Here is a 16,469-nt window from a genome sequence, read left to right as displayed (position 1 = left end):
CCCTCCTATCGGCTGCTGTTATGGCCGCGCTTGGATGCGGCTGACCGGCCGGCTGCGGCCGCCGGCGTTGCGACTTCGTGATCGCTTTCAGCGGCAGGCGCCACGACGACCGCGACCGCCGGACTGACAACAGGTTGCGGCTGGGTGGCGACTGCCCGCTCGGCATGAACGAGCCCGCGTCCGTACAGATCGGGCGCGCCGAGCGGCATGGCGGTGGCCTCGAGATGGCGCTGCGCCATGAGCGGGCTGAGGCCCGGATAGCGGGAAAGCAGGATTGCTGCCACGCCGGCAACATGGGGCGTCGCCATGCTCGTGCCGTTCAGCTCACGATAGGTGTTGGCCAGATACGTCGATTCGATCCCGACGCCTGGCGCGGAGAGATCGAGTTGCGAACCGCGATTGCTGAAATTGGCTCTGCGATTCGACTGGTCGGTCGCTGCGACCGCGATGCAAGCATCGTCGAAAGCAGCCGGATATGACACCGCCCCGCCATAATCATTGCCGGCCGCGGCACAGACAATCACCTGGCGCGATCGCGCATAGATGACAGCGCGACGCAGCGAATCCGACGCTTGCCCGCTTCCAAGGCTCAGATTGATCACTTGTGCGCCGTTGTTCGCGGCCCAGGTGATGCCAAGCGCCACTGAATCGCCGCGGGAATAGCCATCCCGCGCCAGAACCTTGACCGCCATCAGACGCGCCTGGGGCGCCACGCCCACGACGCCAAGACCGTTGCTGCGCCTGGCGGCGATTGTTCCGGCAACATGAGTGCCGTGACCGTGATCGTCGGTGTAGGAAATGCTGCCGGGCACGAATGTGGCGCCCCGCACCGGCAAAGCGAGATCGACATGTGGAGAAATGCCGGTGTCGACGACAGCCACGACAACGCCTTGGCCGGCGTAGCCCCTGCGCCAGGCCGCCCGGGCGCCGATCTGGTCGATGCCCCATGGCACGGATTCGCCAGCCAAAGCGGTTTGCAGCGCCGCCTGATGCCGACGGGCATCCAGGCCCGCCATTTCGGAATAGTCGTAGCCGTAACCATCACTTTCCGGCTCGGTCTGCAATGTCGTGTCGAACGCCGATATTGCCCGGTAGATGACGACCCGTTCGACGCCTTCCACAGCATCGTCTGATTTCACCGCCTCGCGGATGCCCGCCACCGCTTCGTCCGGCTCGAGGTTTTGCTCCGGATAGACCGAAAGCACGCCCGTGTATGGATTGTAGACCGGCACACCTTCCGGAGGGCCGACATTGGGGTCGAAATCGTCGATGGACAGAAAATGCAGGCCCGATTCCTCGCTGGCGACTGCCATGGTCGGAGCCTTAGCGCTGACCCTGGCGCAGATGCGCCTGACGACGTCTTCAGCGTGCGGGCGAAAATCCGGTTCATGCGCCTCGATTCGCCGAAATGCCTCACGGCGCACATTGCGTTCCGTACTTTCGAGAGCGGCGACCGTCTCGGCGCCAAGCTGTTGTTCCAGCGGGAACTTCAGCAGAATGTGGATCTGGTCCTGTGCACGGGAAAGTCCTGATCTAGCCATGTCGATTTCCTCCTGGTTTGCAGTTCAGATTCGCCGTTGCCGACGGGTCAAAGCTCATGAGTCCCTCTTGGTTGTCCGGTACGCGGCTGCAGTCTCGACCTCGACACCCTCGCCGTCGGTCAGTGACTTGGCGGTCGATGAAACGTCTTTGAGATCGGCGTCGGCCGGGAGTGGAAGCGTCAGGGTCCATGTCGAATCGTTGAGGACGGGAACGTGTTCGAGCGGCGCGTGGTCGAGTTCCGAAAGAACCTGGTAGGACCGCGCCGTTCCCATCTGTTCCTGCGCATTCGCGATGCCAGGATCGTTCACAAGTTTGCCGACCAGCCCCTCGGCGAGTGCATGGTAGCGGCCAGGCGTCAGGCCCGGCGGCAGCAGCAATGTGATGGAACGAAACTTCTTTGGCATGACTGTTCCTTCTCTTGTCGGTCAAGTGTCGACCGTCCTGCGTGAAACCATCGTGAGTTCGAACGGTCATCGCGGGCCGCCATGTCTCACGGTGAATTCGCACCCGCGGCCGGGCCAAATTGACCAGGGGGGCCGCGGCGGTGGAGTGCGATCGATCCGCGGTTAACCGACGCTGTTCAGCAATCGAACTCCCCGGACGGAGCCGTCCGACACCCCCCTGTCGGTCGGACGGCTCCGCTGCAGCGCGATGCAAATGGGAGGAATACTTCGCGCTGGATTGCTACATTCCAAACCGCCGATTACGGCGTTCGACATAGGCAATGTATTCAAGCACGATGGCCTGGATGGCAGCGGCGTTCTTCGAGGTATCGGGAGTCCCTCCGGCCGTGCCGGGCTGGCTGAAAACGCCTCCGGGCGCCGCGCCGATTGCGGCGCTGCCGCCGGTATCGGCGCTGCCGCCATTGACGGTGACGCTGCCGGTGCCGATCGCAACCGCAGGTGTCGATGGCGCGTTGCCGAGGCCGTCGATGGCCGCAATCACCGCAATGGTCACGTCTATGTTCGACAAGACCGTGACATAGTTGTTCTCGGTTATCGCACCGTTCATGTAGGCTTCGCACAGCCGGTAATACCCGTCGCGCAAGATCTGGATTGTCTGGGTGCGGTGTGCCAGCGACCCGGCCGATTCCTGAAAGCCAACCGCAGCGTTCCCACTTACGGTCGAGGCGCCGGACGGCCCCTTACCGCTTGCTGAAAAGACCGCGGCCTGCGCCACCAGCGCGTCGGGGCTGGGTTCGGCACATGTGGTGATCCCCCCGCCGGGCACCTGACGCCGGCCCTGCATCACAAGCCGCTGTTTCGCATCGATGCTGAGCGTCTGGACGCTGCCCAATGACGACCTCGTGTGGATCGTACTGCCGCCGCATCCCACGAGCAGTGTTGCCGCGGCGATCGCCGCCATCCTGCAATAATTATTCATGTCACTTTTTCCCCTTGCCACTTGATTTTGCTAACTTTTTTCATTGCCATCCCGGCATTCATGATTACGCCTCGGACGCGGGGTTGCCTCGAACCAGGCAAGTGCCTTGTTGAGCTGGCCCAGCGTTCCGTCGTCGCAGTGGATCTGGTCGGTCATCTGGTCGCGGGCACGCCCGGTCAGCAGCCAGCCCAGTGGTGAGCGCTCGTCGCCCTTCCCGAAGACCCAGCCACCATTGGACCAGAGCCTCGGCTTCATGCGGAAATGAACGTAGTGGCCGGCATCATCGACAGCACAGGCGAGTTGCTTGGCCGTCAGCAGACCCCGTGACTCTCGGACCATGAGCAGGCCGTCGATCGGCGCCAAGCTATCGCTGGCGAAACGGCCCCACGCCCTTTCGTACCAGGGGCCGAGTTCGCCTCGGGGCGCGGTGAGCCCCATCGCCTTGCCACACAGTTTGAAATCGGGCTCCGAACTGTCGGTGAGGTCCGGATCGCTGCTGATCTGGATGACCGACAATTCGATGTCATCTGACGTTGTGGGTTCCGCTTTCGGCGGCGACTTTATGGCACGCAATAGATCAAGCGCGGTCTGCGCACCGAAGTTTTCGAAATAGCCGCCATCGATGATCCGCGCCTGGACCAGGCCGGCATTGGGCATTGACGGCGGGTAAAGTATGGTTCCGGCCGGGCTGACATAGGTGAACCGTGCGCTGTTCATGGCTGCCGTGCTCAGCCTGATCGGCGCGTGCGCGATGTCGAAATAGTCCAGCGTTTCAGGAAACCGCCCCGTGAGATCGAGATCGCTGGTGACGATCCTAGCGCCGGTTTCGGCATCGGTGCCGTTCAAAAGCAGATGCGGAGGGTGCGCGCGTTGGCCCGACCACAGTGTCAGGAAGCCTCCCTCCAGCTTGGCTCCGCCCTCCTTATAGAAGGCTGCTTCCCAAGCGCTTTCGAGCGCCTCGGCGCGATCTGGAAAGAGGCGGAACGGCAGGAAGCGCTGCGCCAGGTCCGGAAACAGGGTGGCACCCATCGTCGGCCCCAGGAAATCCCGGGACAGAGCCTGATCCATCCTGCAGGCAAATCCTTTGCGTCTGCTATCCGGGCAGACCAGCTTGTCGTTCGCCAGGGGCTCGCTCAGCGCGGTAGCGAAAAGGACGGCGCCAAGACTCCCGCCCGATACGCCGCTGATGGCGAACACGCATTTACGGAATTGTGGCGCATTGTCCTGAAGCGATCCCAGAATGGCCGCCGTCCAGTAGGCGGCGCGTAACCCACCGCCGGCGGTGGCCACCAAAATGAGCCGGCGCTTTTTCAAATCTGTTTCGGACCGACAGTCGTTCGGGCCCAGGCCGCTTCTCCAGTTCAGCAGCGCGGTTTCGATGCTCGGCCTGGCCAGCAACGGCCCTGTCAGCGATCGGACCTCATGGTTGTCATTCCCCGCAAAGAGACTCATCGCGAACGGCAAGGCCAGCATGGTCGTCAGGATCGGAAAGCGGCTGCTATGACAAATCCTGCTGAGAGCGCCGAGGATCGAAGTCGCGATGGCCAGAAAGGCGAATAGGACGACTGGCGCTCCCAGCCACTGTCCCCAGGCCGGAAGGAAGCAGAACACGCACAGCAGCACCACAAACATGGCGAGTGCAAACAGGACGGTGAACCCTTCCCAATCGGGTGCCTGCCCGCTCATCGCCTTTCTCATCCCGGACGATATGGGCTTTTTGGATTCGTCGGCCGCCCGCTCGCTGGTCGCCTTTGTCCCGCCAGCCGAAATGTCCGGCTGAAATTCGTCGGCCGCCCCTCTCCACAACAGTCTCGCGCCAACCGCCACCAGAGTCATATTCACCAGAAGCAGGACACGCAGCGGCCAGGTCACGATGTTGAGCTTAATCGCCGCCGTGACGATGCTCATGGCGTAGACAAGGAAGCAGGCGAAAAGCAGTTGTTGTGGCCATGTCCGATCCATAAAGCCATCAGCCCAGGGATAGGTCACCTCTGCCTCGTTCGAGTTATCTGCCTGGTCCTTGCGATTCTTTCCTGCCTGCTTTTCGCGGGCGTCTTTCGTCTGCTGCCTGCGGACCCCTTTCGCGTTGTCCAGATTGAGGCGAGCCATAAGAGTGCAGGAAAGTGCCCACCAGACGAACGTCAGCTGAACCACAGCGAGCCAGCCAGTCCATCCGAGCCAGCGAGCCCAGGACACATCGGCTATGGGTTCGGCGAGCGCCAGCGTGAGTTCCCGCCCCTGACCGGTCATAAGTAGAACAATTAGTCCGGCCAGCACACTGAAGCTTGCCACGCGGGTCAGGCGGATGATGTCTACGACCGGATTGACCGCGAGCCCAGCTTCCGAAATCCACTTCGTATTCCTGGTCTTCGCCGCATAGAGGCGAGCGACGGGATCCAAGATGCGTCTCAACAACTGGCGGAGCCGTTCCTTGCTTGCCCACAGCCGTTGCCCCCAGTTGCTGGTGGCATTTCCCGTCGGCGATAGTTGGGTCATGACCTGATCCCCCTGGATTGGTTTGAAGCCGAGTGTCGCCAGGCCGCGTGAATTCACCGTGATTTCAGATCGGCTGCCGCCAGCAACCGCGTTTCACGGTGATTTCACGCAAGTGATTTTATTGGTTCTATTGTCCGATCAGCCAGCTTGGCCGGGGCGGCCGCAGCGACGGGAGGTCCTGAGCTGCGAGCCAAAGTAGAGTCTGGTAGGAACTACTCGCAGGACGTAAAAAGACGCGCCTCTGTGGAGGTGATGAAGAATAATACAGCTGAATAGCGGATTTCCGCTGCTCCACCTTGCTTGTCGGATAGGTCAATTTATAACTGGTTCGGGGGGAACACAGCCATATTCTGTCTAGAACAATGTTGGCAATCTGTTTGGGGGAAAACGTGAGCGGACATGGGGGACTTGGGGTCGCAAGCTTAGCCAGCTTGGATCGGCGCCGCGCGGCGGACAATAATCTGTTGGTGTCCATGGACATCCAGGTAACCGTGCCTGGCAATACGGCTTTGACGACGATCTTCGTGAGCGCTTCGCCCACGCATTTCAGAAATTTCGGAATGACCATTGGTGATGCACCCGACATCAAGGATGTTTATGTCGGTCTTGGAAAGGCCTGGGATACCCAGGTGATGTTTGCCAAGCTGATGCGGCGGATGAACGAGGTCTATACGTTCAAGGACGGCGTTACATCCCACAGCGATGCGAACGTCAACAAGAATATCCCCGCAGGCTACACCTATCTGGGGCAATTCGCGGCGCATGACATTATCCGCAATTCCGCCTTGCTGACGGACCTAGCTGCGGCGGAGACGAACCGCAAGAACATGCGCGAGAACTCCTTGTTACTCGACGGTCTCTATGGCGATGGTCCGGCCTTCAGCGGTTCCTTATACCAGCTATCGCACCCTGGTGAATTTTTCCGAACCATGTTGCGCACGGGCTCGATTTCCACCCCACCCGCTTCGCCCGAACCGGCCCTTGGGGCTGCCGGAAAGTGTCCTTTTGCCTATCGCGACATTCCGCGATTTCAGCAATCCGACCTGAGCGAAAACACGCCGGTGGACTCCGGGCGACCCGACATTCTCATTCCGGAACAGAGGAATGACGACAACGCCATTGTTGCCCAGGTCACCGCCCTGTTTCATCATCTCCACAACGCGGTTGTGACTGCTTTACGGGCGTTGCCTGACATGCCGACTTACGGCGACCCCGCCCCCAGGGGGCGTCAGCTGTTTACCAATGCCCGCTGGGTAACCTCCTTCCTCTACCGCAGGATCATCAGGGACGATCTGCTGAACAAGCTGGTGATAGGCGCGGTCTGGGATCAATATGTCGCCAACGGCTACAAGCCGCTGGCCGATGCACCCAACTCCGACGGCATTCCTCTGGAGTTCTCGCATGCAGCGTATCGCCTCGGCCATGCCATGGTGCGCACAAACTACACATTCAACGATGACGAACCTGAACATCCTGACCATCAGCCGCAAGGCATCGGAGATATTCTCAAAACCAGCTCCGCCGAACGCCCACACAAATTTCCTTTGGATCTCAGGTGGATCGCTGACTGGTCGAAGTTCTTTAAAATCGCCGGCACCAACCGCCTTCAGTTCAGCCGCCGGATCGGCCCATGCTTCAATGAAAAACTCCTGACCGCCGATCTGTTCCCGAATTCTCCAGTAGGAACTGGGCCTGGCGGGGAAGTTCTTGATGGCGATGACGATGACGAAACCAAGTTCCCCAACAACTTTTGCTCGGGACTCCTGTTCAGCGATCTGATCCGCGGAACAGTCGGTGGCTTGCTCACCTTGGACAGAATCTTGAAAATCCTCCCAACGGACGTTCGAGGCAGCTCTCCTTTGCTTGCCGATGATGCGAGGCGCGCGCAGGTATTGCGAGACTGGCTGACAGCATCGCGCATCAACTTTTCCGAGCCCGAATTGGTCGAGTTGTCAACCAACCCGCCGCTGATCTTTTGGCTGCTCTTCGAGGCGGCCTACGAGGCCGACGGCTGCAGTCTCGGGACACTCGGCTCGATCATCGTCGGCGACGTTTTCCTCGCCAGACTTGCCGCCACTGCAGGCGAAATCGAATTGGATCGCAGGATCGAGGGGAATTTGCTGCAATTGCTCTTCCCGACCGGACTGCCTTCCGACATGGCGGACCTAATTCGTTTCACGGCCAGAACCCTTGGCCTGGAAAATGCAGATCCGTCGTTTGCTTCCAACTAACACCAACATAGGAGGAACATCATGCCAGACCCCGTCGACAACCCCGACGTGTTTCCAGATCCAATCGATATCCTGGATTTTCCAGGCGTCGGCAGAAAGGTGGTGGAGTGGGCGCAGAATCCCAAGTCAAGGCCGCGTGACATGGCGGAATTCAAGAAACAGCTTGGTGGCATGGTCGACGTTCCTGCCCGCTACAAGGAAATACAGATCGTTCAAGGTTACGATCACGTATTCTTTATGCGCCTGCCGCCCAACAATCAGGTCACGCAGTCGAAAAAGAAGTTGGACACAGAGAAGGGTGGCCTAAAAGAATATGGCATACCCGATTTTTATTTCGATTTCATCAAAGGCACTGCCAAATTCGATGATGTCAAGCGCGAGACGCTCTTCTATTCACGCATCGCCGACTACACGATCCGGGGCTGCCGCTAGAAGGCCAGCCGGCAGCAGCGTGTGGTCTTGCCTCGGCGCGGCCAAACCCGCGAGTTCGAGTCCCCGCTCAAGATTTGCCAGGACCTTGGGGCTGGCAATCGGGAAACACTGCAGCAGCCACCGAACGACCTCTTCGTTGCTCGGTGGCTGGGCAGAAAACCAGTTCGCGCGAATGAGAGAAACAAACTTTTGGAATTCCAGGTGCGCGGCGTCGAGATCGCCGACGATGGCGCACGCCGCCGCCTTCCAGGCACCGATGTAGAAGACGATGTCTTCCGCCTGATTTGCCGCATTGATGCATCCGGCGAAATCCTCGAGGATGAACCTGATGCTGGCCTGATAGCTCCAATGCAGTTTGGACAGGCCCAGACCAATATCGAGCGCCAGCTTCGAAAGCCGCTCCGCGTTGTCGAGATCGTCGCAATATGCGAGCCCGAGTGACGCCGACACCAACGTCCAGGGATCGTTTGAATTGAGTTCGCAGGCCAACAGGAAGTTCAGGCCGGCCCTGTCAGGCATGCCGTTCATTGCATAGGACCAGGCGAGGTGAAGCTGGGTCCTGGAATCGATCGGATCGATCTGCACCGCGGTCTTGGCAAGGCTGAGGGCTTCGGCATGCTGGTCCTTGGCGCGCAGGATGCCCGGAAACATCAGGTGACGGGAGTTCAGGATGCCCGCAATACCGGAGTAGGCGGGAGCGAACCGTGGCGCCTCGCTGATGATCGAACGGAAGAGCGCTTCGGCCTTGGCTTCATCTTGCGGGCGCCACCGGAAAATCAGTTCCTGCGCCCTCAGCCATTTGTCGAACTGGTCGAGTGACAGATCCGGGATGCTCGATACTTGGGTCAGGCGCTCGGACGACATGCTGACGTCCAGCGCGACCGCGATGCGCCGGATCATCCGCTGCTGGGTCTGGTACCAATCGGTGGCCTCGATCGAAAACTGTTCGCTCCAGATGAAGCGCCCCGTAGCGATCTCCTTCAGCGTCAAGACAACGCGCAGCGAGCCATTGCCGTCGAAGGCTGTGGCTTCAATCAAGAAGGCTGGCCGGCCAACATCGACAGGCGATCTTCCTTCCAGGTCGAGCACGCCCCAGTCGCGAAACCGGACCAGCGAGGCAACCAGCTCATGACGGAAGATACGGATCGAAGCCGTGGCGATCGTGGCGATCTCGCTGGCTTCGAACGGACCGACGAAGAGAAACAGACTCTGGTTGATTTGAGGCTGAGGCGACTGCGAGCCGAAGAACGTTACGGCGTTGCGCGCTGTCGGCTCTCCACCACTTGAACCCACTGGTTCAGCGCCGCGCGGCGGTTCCACGCGACCCATCTTGATGTCGAGAACGAGATCTTGCGTCTTCTCGGACGGCTCCGAGTCGAAGTCCTCGCCGAGGACGTCCCAAAGCGACTTGTAGAGGCGGAGCGAACCGGCAAGATCGCCCAACCGCGCCGATGCTTCCATCGCCGCCCTGCAGCCCAGCTCGTGCGTCGGGTCGAGATTGAGTAGCGCCAAACCCGCACGCTTGAGCATGGCGATGTCAGGGGGTGCAGCAACAATATCTTCGAGATACCGCACGAATTCATCGTGCAGACACTGACGCTGCACCATCAGCCAGGTGCGGAAACCCGGATCCAGATCCTCGAAGCCTGAAAGCAAGCTGTCACAGAGCCGCTTTCTTTCCAGCAGCACCGGATCGATGGTGCCGCGAGCCAGCGATTCACGCATCTCGTGCAGATCGACGCGGACGAGCGGCAATCGAAAATACACGTTCAGCCTGTCCGCGGTGAAGGGCATTGTTTCGCAGACGGCCAAGCAATCCTTGAGATCACCGACAGTCTGCCGCAGCGAAGCGCGTGCCCTCTCCTCGCTTGACTCGCTCCACAGCAGTCCTGCCAGGCGCTCGCGGCTCTCCGAACCATGCAACGTATTTGCCAGGTAAGCCAGCAATGCTATTGATTTGCGATTGACGATTGGAACCTCGCGGCCCTCGTAGGCAAGAGCCGCCTTTCCAAAGATCGTCAGCCGGATATTTCCGTCCATTCCGTCTGGTACCTGCGGCTGTTCTGCTGATCGCATCTTGAGTTTTGTCGATCACTCCCCCAGAGAATATCGATCAAACCTAATATTAGAATAAATCAATACCATTAGCATAGGGAGATTTATGCGACGCAGCCTCCGCGAGCCGCGAGCTGACGAACGTTGAAGGGTATGGTTGCAGCCCGGGGACGATGACGCGTGCGACCGGGATGGCGAATTCGGCGCGGGTCAGATCGGCAGCGTAGGCATGGAAACCGGCGGACGCCAGCCTAGAGAGGGCTTCTGAAAGGCTCTCTGGTTCCGTGCTGTTCAGTGATATGGCGCCCATCAAGCCATCGACGAGGTGAGCCAGGCTTGCCAGACGTTCTTTCTTGCGCTGTTCCTGCCTGATGTCTGCCTCGTTCAGGCTGTCGGCACCCAAGTTCGAGCGCTTGGCGGAGACGACGTCATGGCCGAGCTCCATCTGGCACATTTCGACGATAGCTGCCCTGCAGGCCTGTCTGGCATTCAGACGACAGGCGAAGCCGGCGGCAAAGCCGCTGCCGTCCCGATCGAATGATATCGCTGCAATGCAGGGAATTTCGAATTCGCTCGATATGTCGATGAGTGTTGTCACACGACCCTGCGTCTCCTTCCTGATCCTGCCGATAAGGTCGATCGCGCCAGCTTTGGCCAAGGTCTCCAATGCAATCGGTCTGCCGGCTCGGCCACCCCTCCACCACATTGCAACCGCGTCGCGTTCTAGCACCTCGCACAAGGCTGCGGTCACAGCCGCGCTCCAAGTCGGCCCGGCCGCACAGCCGCTGCCGAGGGCAAGACGTCCCAGATCAAAATTGTCACCTGCCGGAGGCCGCAAGATAAGACAGGCAGGCAGGCAGCCAGCTTCGCCGTCGTGAAGCCTCGTCGCGGCGAACCATTCGACCGGATCTGGTCCTGTGGCGGGGAGGCCCACCCAATCGGTCAGGCGCTCGGCAAGATTCATATCCTTCCAGATCGCGATGTCTGCGAAAGGTCCCTCTTTGATAGCATCGTCCGCGTGTCGGAACTGCGACAGGTATTCGACACCTTCCCCAATACAGGCCCCGAAAGCCTCCCGAGGCGTTTCTCCAGCTCCGTTCAGACTGACGGACACAGATGTACTATCCGAAGTCGGAACCAACGGCGGACGGGCAGCACCACCGAAGAACGTCAACCCCGGCGCGTGTCTGGAGTGTAGTCGGAAAATTCCGCCTATTTTCGCTGCGGCACGCAAGAGCGATATTCTGTTGTCGCTGTTTGCCACATCGGCGGTCAAAGGCTCGTCCGAATCACTCAGCCCAAGCAGGTCCAAGAACCTCCAAATGTCCTTCACCCGTTCTGACTCAATCTGGTCGTGTATTCCAGATAGGAGATCCGCTGCCAGTTCGAATATGTTGGAAGTGGCCACCGAATTGGGCGTCTTGGTTTCCATTATGAACACGGCTTCCTTGGTAACTAAGATCAGGATACTCGCAGTATCTTTTGTACAACGCCTGCATAAGTTCATTTTCTTGCCCGAATCGGTCTCGCGCCGATCTCGGCCTCAAATGAAAAGAACGTCAAGCTTTTGAAGTGATGATGATCTCGGCCCGCTGATTGTCAACCTGATGACACCTCCGGTCCCTCCAAACGACCGGCGAGATGACGCGCCTCTCTTCCAGCGCTTTCGCGCGCGTCCATATCCCGGCCGCACCAGCGCCCTCGAGCGTTGCCAACAGGATTCTCATATCCGTCACGAGCAGTCATTCGGGCTGCGATCCGAGCGCGGTCGACGGCGATCGGCGACTGGTTGTCGTTGAGTAGCGATTGCTGCATGGATGGTGGTGTAGGTGCAAAGCCCGGTGAGCAGCACTCCGAACATCGACACCGCCGACAGGCCGATGACCAGCACTTCAAGCGTGGTCAGGCCGTTGTGGACCAGCACCTTGGTCGATCACAAGCTGGAAGAAGAATAGGTGAGATCAGGCCGAGCAGCTGCACGAAGAACGAGGCGAGCAGCACCTCAGCGAAGATCTAGCGGTAGCGGATGATCTCGGGAATGAACCTGGAGAAGTCGAAACGCCGCGAAAAACCTTGCACAAAGGCGCGGCTGCTGACGAGGACGACGAAACCACTCCACAGCGCCTCGAAGTCGGTCCGCGCAAGCTCCTGCGGCGCCCCGGCGTGCGGATCCTGGAGCAGGACTTGCCTGGCGACAGTGCCGCCAGCACAGCGAGGCTGCTGTCGGTCTTTTCGATGATCGCCGGCAGCGGCAGCCGGTCCAGCCTTTGGGCGACGGCCTGGCGATCTTGGCCTTGAGCTTCAACCGCTTTGCCGCCCGCACTATGTCTACACGGTCAGCAACCTTTTCGCCCGCGTTCGCTTGGGAACATATGTTCGTTGTGGCCATGCGCCGTACCCGGCTGGCGGGAGGGCGTCACTTCCTCATTCATCAAATAATCCACAGAAATATTTAGTTGGTACTTCTGTTGGCACGCAGTGACGATTCCAGAGGGCCAAACACTTGGAAACAAAGTCAAATTTGTTTCTTTTGGAATCCGCCCCTTGGGCACCAGTTTTCTCTGAACATCAAGGGCTTGACTTCCTGGCGCCGCACCGACGGATTCCTGATTTCGGCCTGCCGGCTGTGCCGGCAAGCCTGCGCAACCGAGTTATGAACTTTCGGGGCGCACGGTCTCCACGCGCAGCGAGCCGGCTGGAAGCGGCTGCAGCAGTTCGGCTTCCGGCTTCGTCAGACTGAGCCAAGCCGCCCAATCGCCGGGCCGAAGCACCACGACCTGCCGACTGTGATAGGGCGCAATATCCGGTCCAGGTTCGGTTGTCAGCATGGTGAAGGTTGGCGGCTTGTTGCCGGCAGCTTCACGCCAAAGCCCTGCGATGGCCATGAACGGCGAGCCGTTGAGCGTGAAGCGATGCTTTGCCTTCGGATACTTCGTGCCCGTGAACTCGAAGAAGGCGGATGCCGGCACGAGGCAGCGTTTGCTGCCGGCGAATTGCCGGCCTTCGGAGCGGAAGTTGAACACTGGTCCGCCTTTCGGGCCGGCCGGCGGAAATCCAAACGTCATCGACGTCAGTTCAACAACGCCGGTGTCGCCGGCGGCGCGCATGATCGGGGCTGGATCGTTGATATGGATGTCATCAACCCGCGGCAGGTCAAGTTCGGTCTGATCGTTCGGGATCTCGAGTGCCAGCGACTCCAGCATCCGGCAATATTCAGCCCAGAGAATATGCTGCTCATAGTCGTTGCACATGGAAGGCTCCCGACCGGTCTGCCAGTTTACCTCACGCCAAACAAAGAGGCGATGGACCGCTCAACCCTCGCGGTCGCGCTCGACCAGTATATCGGCCTCGATCGCCGCGTTGACGAAGGCGGCGCGGGCATAGCGCGCCTCTTGAAGGCCTTCCAGAACGCCAAGGCAGGCTTTGCGGGCGGCGACGTGATAGCCGCCTGTCTTCACGGGCCATCGGTTCATCAGGATATCGGCGGCCTGCGCGACACGCTCCACCTTGTAGATCTTGTTTCTGGACCTGCCGAGCGCCACGCGAACCGGCTCATCGAAATGCTGATCTTGCATGCTTCCCCGCCCGAACGCGATCGCGAGTCAATTCGGGGGAGGCAAGTTCGGTTCCACGGGAGCGATTTGCCAACGCAATAAACCCGCCTTCTGAAATCACTTTGCGCACATAGGCCAAATGGCGGATTTGATTTGCTTGGTGATCCCCTCTCCCTGGGGCAAACTACCTGCCGGGGCTGCAGGAGGAGAAATGCGAGCACGCGCAGCTACGATCGGCGATCTCGAAAGTGTCTTCCGTGATCTGTCCACGCGGATGTCGGACGAGTATGTGGCCGCCGGCAAGGACAGCAAGGTCGCCTACGACAATCTGATGATGAATTTGAAGGAAGGCCGGGCGCACGCGCTGGTCGAGGGCGACAAGACGGTGGCGATCGTCGCCTGGCACGAGAACAGCGACGCCGCCGACACGCTGTTTGCCGCGCAGGAGGGTTTCTTCAGCGCCGCGACGGTCCGCTTCTGCAGGCGCCACATCCGCCACATTCAGGCGCTGGCCGGCAACCTTCCCATCCACTCGCGCAGCTGGCTGCAGCGGGCCGACGTCGGCAAATGGTTCCGTGTCATCGGTTATGTCGAACGCGGCCGAGAGAACGGCGCCACTGTGTTCGAATTGCCGCCGGCACGGGGAGCGTCAGCTGCGCGGGCTGCCTAGGGCTGCGCACCCACGGATGCCATCACGGAAAAGCCCCCGCCAGGATGGCGATGGGCCAATATCGCCTGCAATGGGCTCATATCGGGGGCTCAGATATCGGGCTGATCCAGCGCCTCGAAAATCACCCGTTCCAGCGGACCGAGATCCTCTTCGATCTCGCTGACCTCAAGGCCTAAATGCCGAGCATCCAGGGCAGCTCGCGTGGTTAGGGTTCGAGCCGTTGCCTTGTCGGCAGGCAGTTCGCCCGGCAGGTGCTCGTGGATCCAGCCCTGCAGGAAATCAACGCCGCGCTCGCTCATCGATTTATCCCTTCCCTTATCTGGGGGATCATTCCCCCAGAATGACCCCAGAAGCGACGATCTGAGCCGTCAGGCTGGTGAGCCTGCCTCGCTTCACGAGCGTCGGCTTTTGGTAGATTTTCTTCATGGCGGTGCCTTTCGCGACAAATCGCTCGTCGGCAACAACGTCCGTCGCGGGGCAGCGTTCCATGGCGGGCTGTTGAGCCCGACCCCCTGACACATCGTATTTGAGAACAGCCCCGCTCCCGCGACCCGTGATGTTGATGCCGCGGCAGGTTGCGAAGCCAATGCGGGGCGTGGCATTTGTCGATGCCGATCATTGGGATGGCAAGCAGGACATGGCACGGCCACCAGACATCGCCCGACACCAGGCCGCCAAGGCAGGCGTTAGCCTGAACCGGGCGCTTTCCAAACTCGGCCTGTGTTCGCGCAAGCAGGCCGAGCTGCTGATAGCCGAAGGGCGCGTGCGGGTTGGCGGCAAGGTGGTGCGCGATCCGTCGCTGCGTGTCGATCTCGGCCGCGACCGCATCGCTGTCGACGGCGAGCAGATCGTCGGCGAGGCAAAAGTCTACCTGATGATCAATAAGCCGCGCGGACAGGTCACCACGCGCGATGACCCGCAGGATCGTGGCACCGTCTATGACTGCCTGGTGGAACTGGAGTTGCCTTTCGTGTCGCCGGTCGGCCGCCTCGACAAGGCCAGCGAAGGCCTGTTGCTGATGACCAACGACACGCGCTGGGCCAACCGCCTGCTCGATCCGGCCTCGCATGTCGCCAAGACCTATCATGTCCAGATCGGCACCGCGCCCGACGAAGCGATGCTGGCGCGCTTTCGCGACGGAGCGATCGTCGACGGCGAACTGCTGACCGCAAGTTCGATCGAACTGCTGCGCAGCGGCGGCCGCACTGCCTGGCTGGAAATCGTGCTCGACGAGGGCCGCAACCGCCAGATCCGCCGCCTGCTCGGGGCATTCGACATCGAGGTGCTGAGGCTGGTTCGGGTGGCGATCGGCGGTTTGCAGCTCGGCGAACTCGCCAAGGGCAAGGCGCGGCATCTGACATCGGAGGAATTGGCGGTGCTCGCGCGTTAAGAGGCAGGCTTGCCGCGAAACCCTACTTCTGGTTCCACCTGCGTATCACCGGCTCGCTCAGATCGTGCTCATAGCCGAGGATGCTGAGGCTCGCGGTATCAAGTACGAAGTGCGCACCGCCTTCGGGTGGCAGACCGAGCCAGCGCGCGGCCAGCACGCGCAGGAAATGCGAGCTTGAAAAACACCAGCACATTGCCCTCGATTGCCCGCAGCCCGGCGATGATCCTGTCGGCCCTGGCGCCAACATCCGCTACCGACTCGCCGTCGGGACAGCCGTCACGGAACAATTGCCAGCCGGGGCGCTGCACAAGAATCTCCTTGGTCTTAACGCCCTCATAGGCGCCATAGTCCCATTCCTGCAGGTCGTCCTTCTTGACGGCAGCAGCGCCGAAGCCGGCAAGCGTGCAGGTGCTGAAGGCGCGCTGCGACGGGCTCGACCACACCGCCTGGAAGGACAGATCCTTGAGCCGGTCCGCCACGCCGCGAGCCGCCGCCTCGCCCTTTGGCGTCAACGGTATGTCGGTGCGGCCGGTGTGTTTTCCCGAAGCGCTCCACTCCGTCTCGCCGTGACGGACGAGGTAGATTTCGGGGTACGGATTGCTCATGGGCCGGCCTTTCGGTTTTACGTCCGCACCCTACCCGGGAGGGCCCGGCCAGCGCCAGCCGCGTGCAGGCGGAAAAGGAAAGGCCGCAACCGAATCGGCTGCGGCCTTGTG

General features: G+C 60.5%; 15 protein-coding genes and 1 pseudogene. 4 read left to right on the top strand and 12 right to left on the bottom strand.

Translation table 11 applies throughout. The annotated features are described in order from the left end of the window. Positions 1-5: 5 nt before the first annotated feature. The 4 genes from NKI37_RS18065 to NKI37_RS18050 all read right to left on the bottom strand — a co-directional run bounded on the left by NKI37_RS18065 (position 6) and on the right by NKI37_RS18050 (position 5,421). Positions 6-1,541 (bottom strand): S8 family peptidase, encoded by a 1,536-nt coding sequence (locus NKI37_RS18065; RefSeq protein ID WP_352789811.1) that lies wholly within the window; start codon positions 1,539-1,541, stop codon positions 6-8. Between the two features lie 54 nt (positions 1,542-1,595). After that, positions 1,596-1,946 (bottom strand): hypothetical protein, encoded by a 351-nt coding sequence (locus tag NKI37_RS18060; protein WP_352763747.1) that lies wholly within the window; start codon positions 1,944-1,946, stop codon positions 1,596-1,598. A 280-nt stretch (positions 1,947-2,226) separates the two neighbouring features. Further along, positions 2,227-2,838 carry a hypothetical protein gene (locus NKI37_RS18055; protein WP_352789808.1) on the bottom strand — a complete coding sequence of 204 codons (612 nt, stop codon included), beginning with the start codon at positions 2,836-2,838 and terminating at the stop codon, positions 2,227-2,229. 117 nt (positions 2,839-2,955) lie between these two features. Continuing rightward, positions 2,956-5,421: a patatin-like phospholipase domain-containing protein gene (locus tag NKI37_RS18050; protein ID WP_352789805.1), complete on the bottom strand. Its 2,466-nt coding sequence runs from the start codon at positions 5,419-5,421 to the stop codon at positions 2,956-2,958. Between the two features lie 473 nt (positions 5,422-5,894). Between NKI37_RS18050 and NKI37_RS18045 the strand changes: the two genes are divergently transcribed. After that, positions 5,895-7,652, top strand: a complete 1,758-nt coding sequence (locus NKI37_RS18045) for a peroxidase family protein (protein WP_352789802.1) — start codon at positions 5,895-5,897, stop codon at positions 7,650-7,652. A 21-nt stretch (positions 7,653-7,673) separates the two neighbouring features. After that, a complete protein-coding gene (locus NKI37_RS18040; RefSeq protein ID WP_352763755.1) occupies positions 7,674-8,084 on the top strand; it encodes a hypothetical protein in 411 nt (136 codons plus the stop codon). Here NKI37_RS18040 and NKI37_RS18035 read toward each other — a convergent pair. From NKI37_RS18035 to NKI37_RS18015, 5 genes are all read right to left on the bottom strand, one after another. Then, positions 8,046-10,124: an AfsR/SARP family transcriptional regulator gene (locus NKI37_RS18035; protein ID WP_352794524.1), complete on the bottom strand. Its 2,079-nt coding sequence runs from the start codon at positions 10,122-10,124 to the stop codon at positions 8,046-8,048. The two genes, NKI37_RS18040 and NKI37_RS18035, sit on opposite strands and share 39 nt — an antisense overlap. Positions 10,125-10,209: 85 nt before the next feature. After that, complete coding sequence (locus tag NKI37_RS18030) at positions 10,210-11,571, bottom strand: YcaO-like family protein (protein WP_352789800.1); 1,362 nt, start codon at positions 11,569-11,571, stop codon at positions 10,210-10,212. A gap of 300 nt (positions 11,572-11,871) precedes the next feature. Next, positions 11,872-12,063 carry a hypothetical protein gene (locus NKI37_RS18025; RefSeq protein ID WP_352763764.1) on the bottom strand — a complete coding sequence of 64 codons (192 nt, stop codon included), beginning with the start codon at positions 12,061-12,063 and terminating at the stop codon, positions 11,872-11,874. Between the two features lie 727 nt (positions 12,064-12,790). After that, a complete protein-coding gene (locus NKI37_RS18020) occupies positions 12,791-13,390 on the bottom strand; it encodes an SOS response-associated peptidase (protein WP_352789797.1) in 600 nt (199 codons plus the stop codon). A gap of 60 nt (positions 13,391-13,450) precedes the next feature. Next, positions 13,451-13,714: a DUF982 domain-containing protein gene (locus NKI37_RS18015; protein ID WP_023669675.1), complete on the bottom strand. Its 264-nt coding sequence runs from the start codon at positions 13,712-13,714 to the stop codon at positions 13,451-13,453. Between the two features lie 190 nt (positions 13,715-13,904). Between NKI37_RS18015 and NKI37_RS18010 the strand changes: the two genes are divergently transcribed. Further along, entirely contained in the window at positions 13,905-14,363 is a 459-nt protein-coding gene (locus tag NKI37_RS18010; protein ID WP_023669674.1) for a hypothetical protein, read from the top strand. Between the two features lie 89 nt (positions 14,364-14,452). Here NKI37_RS18010 and NKI37_RS18005 read toward each other — a convergent pair whose 3' ends face one another. After that, the gene (locus NKI37_RS18005; protein WP_023669673.1) at positions 14,453-14,662 is read right to left on the bottom strand and encodes a DUF768 domain-containing protein; all 210 of its coding nucleotides are present in this window, start codon (positions 14,660-14,662) and stop codon (positions 14,453-14,455) included. Positions 14,663-14,690: 28 nt separating this feature from the next. After that, positions 14,691-14,852 carry a hypothetical protein gene (locus NKI37_RS18000; protein WP_023669672.1) on the bottom strand — a complete coding sequence of 54 codons (162 nt, stop codon included), beginning with the start codon at positions 14,850-14,852 and terminating at the stop codon, positions 14,691-14,693. 148 nt (positions 14,853-15,000) lie between these two features. Between NKI37_RS18000 and NKI37_RS17995 the strand changes: the two genes are divergently transcribed. Next, complete coding sequence (locus NKI37_RS17995) at positions 15,001-15,753, top strand: pseudouridine synthase (RefSeq protein ID WP_023669671.1); 753 nt, start codon at positions 15,001-15,003, stop codon at positions 15,751-15,753. A 22-nt stretch (positions 15,754-15,775) separates the two neighbouring features. Here the strand turns inward: NKI37_RS17995 and NKI37_RS17990 are convergent. Next, positions 15,776-16,358, bottom strand: a pseudogene (locus NKI37_RS17990) (histidine phosphatase family protein). Positions 16,359-16,469 lie beyond the last annotated feature (111 nt).

It is taken from the genome of Mesorhizobium sp. M0626 (assembly GCF_040320665.1).
Lineage (GTDB): Bacteria > Pseudomonadota > Alphaproteobacteria > Rhizobiales > Rhizobiaceae > Mesorhizobium.
Note: the sequence above shows the minus strand (reverse complement) of the source record. Positions and strands in the feature narration are given on the sequence as shown.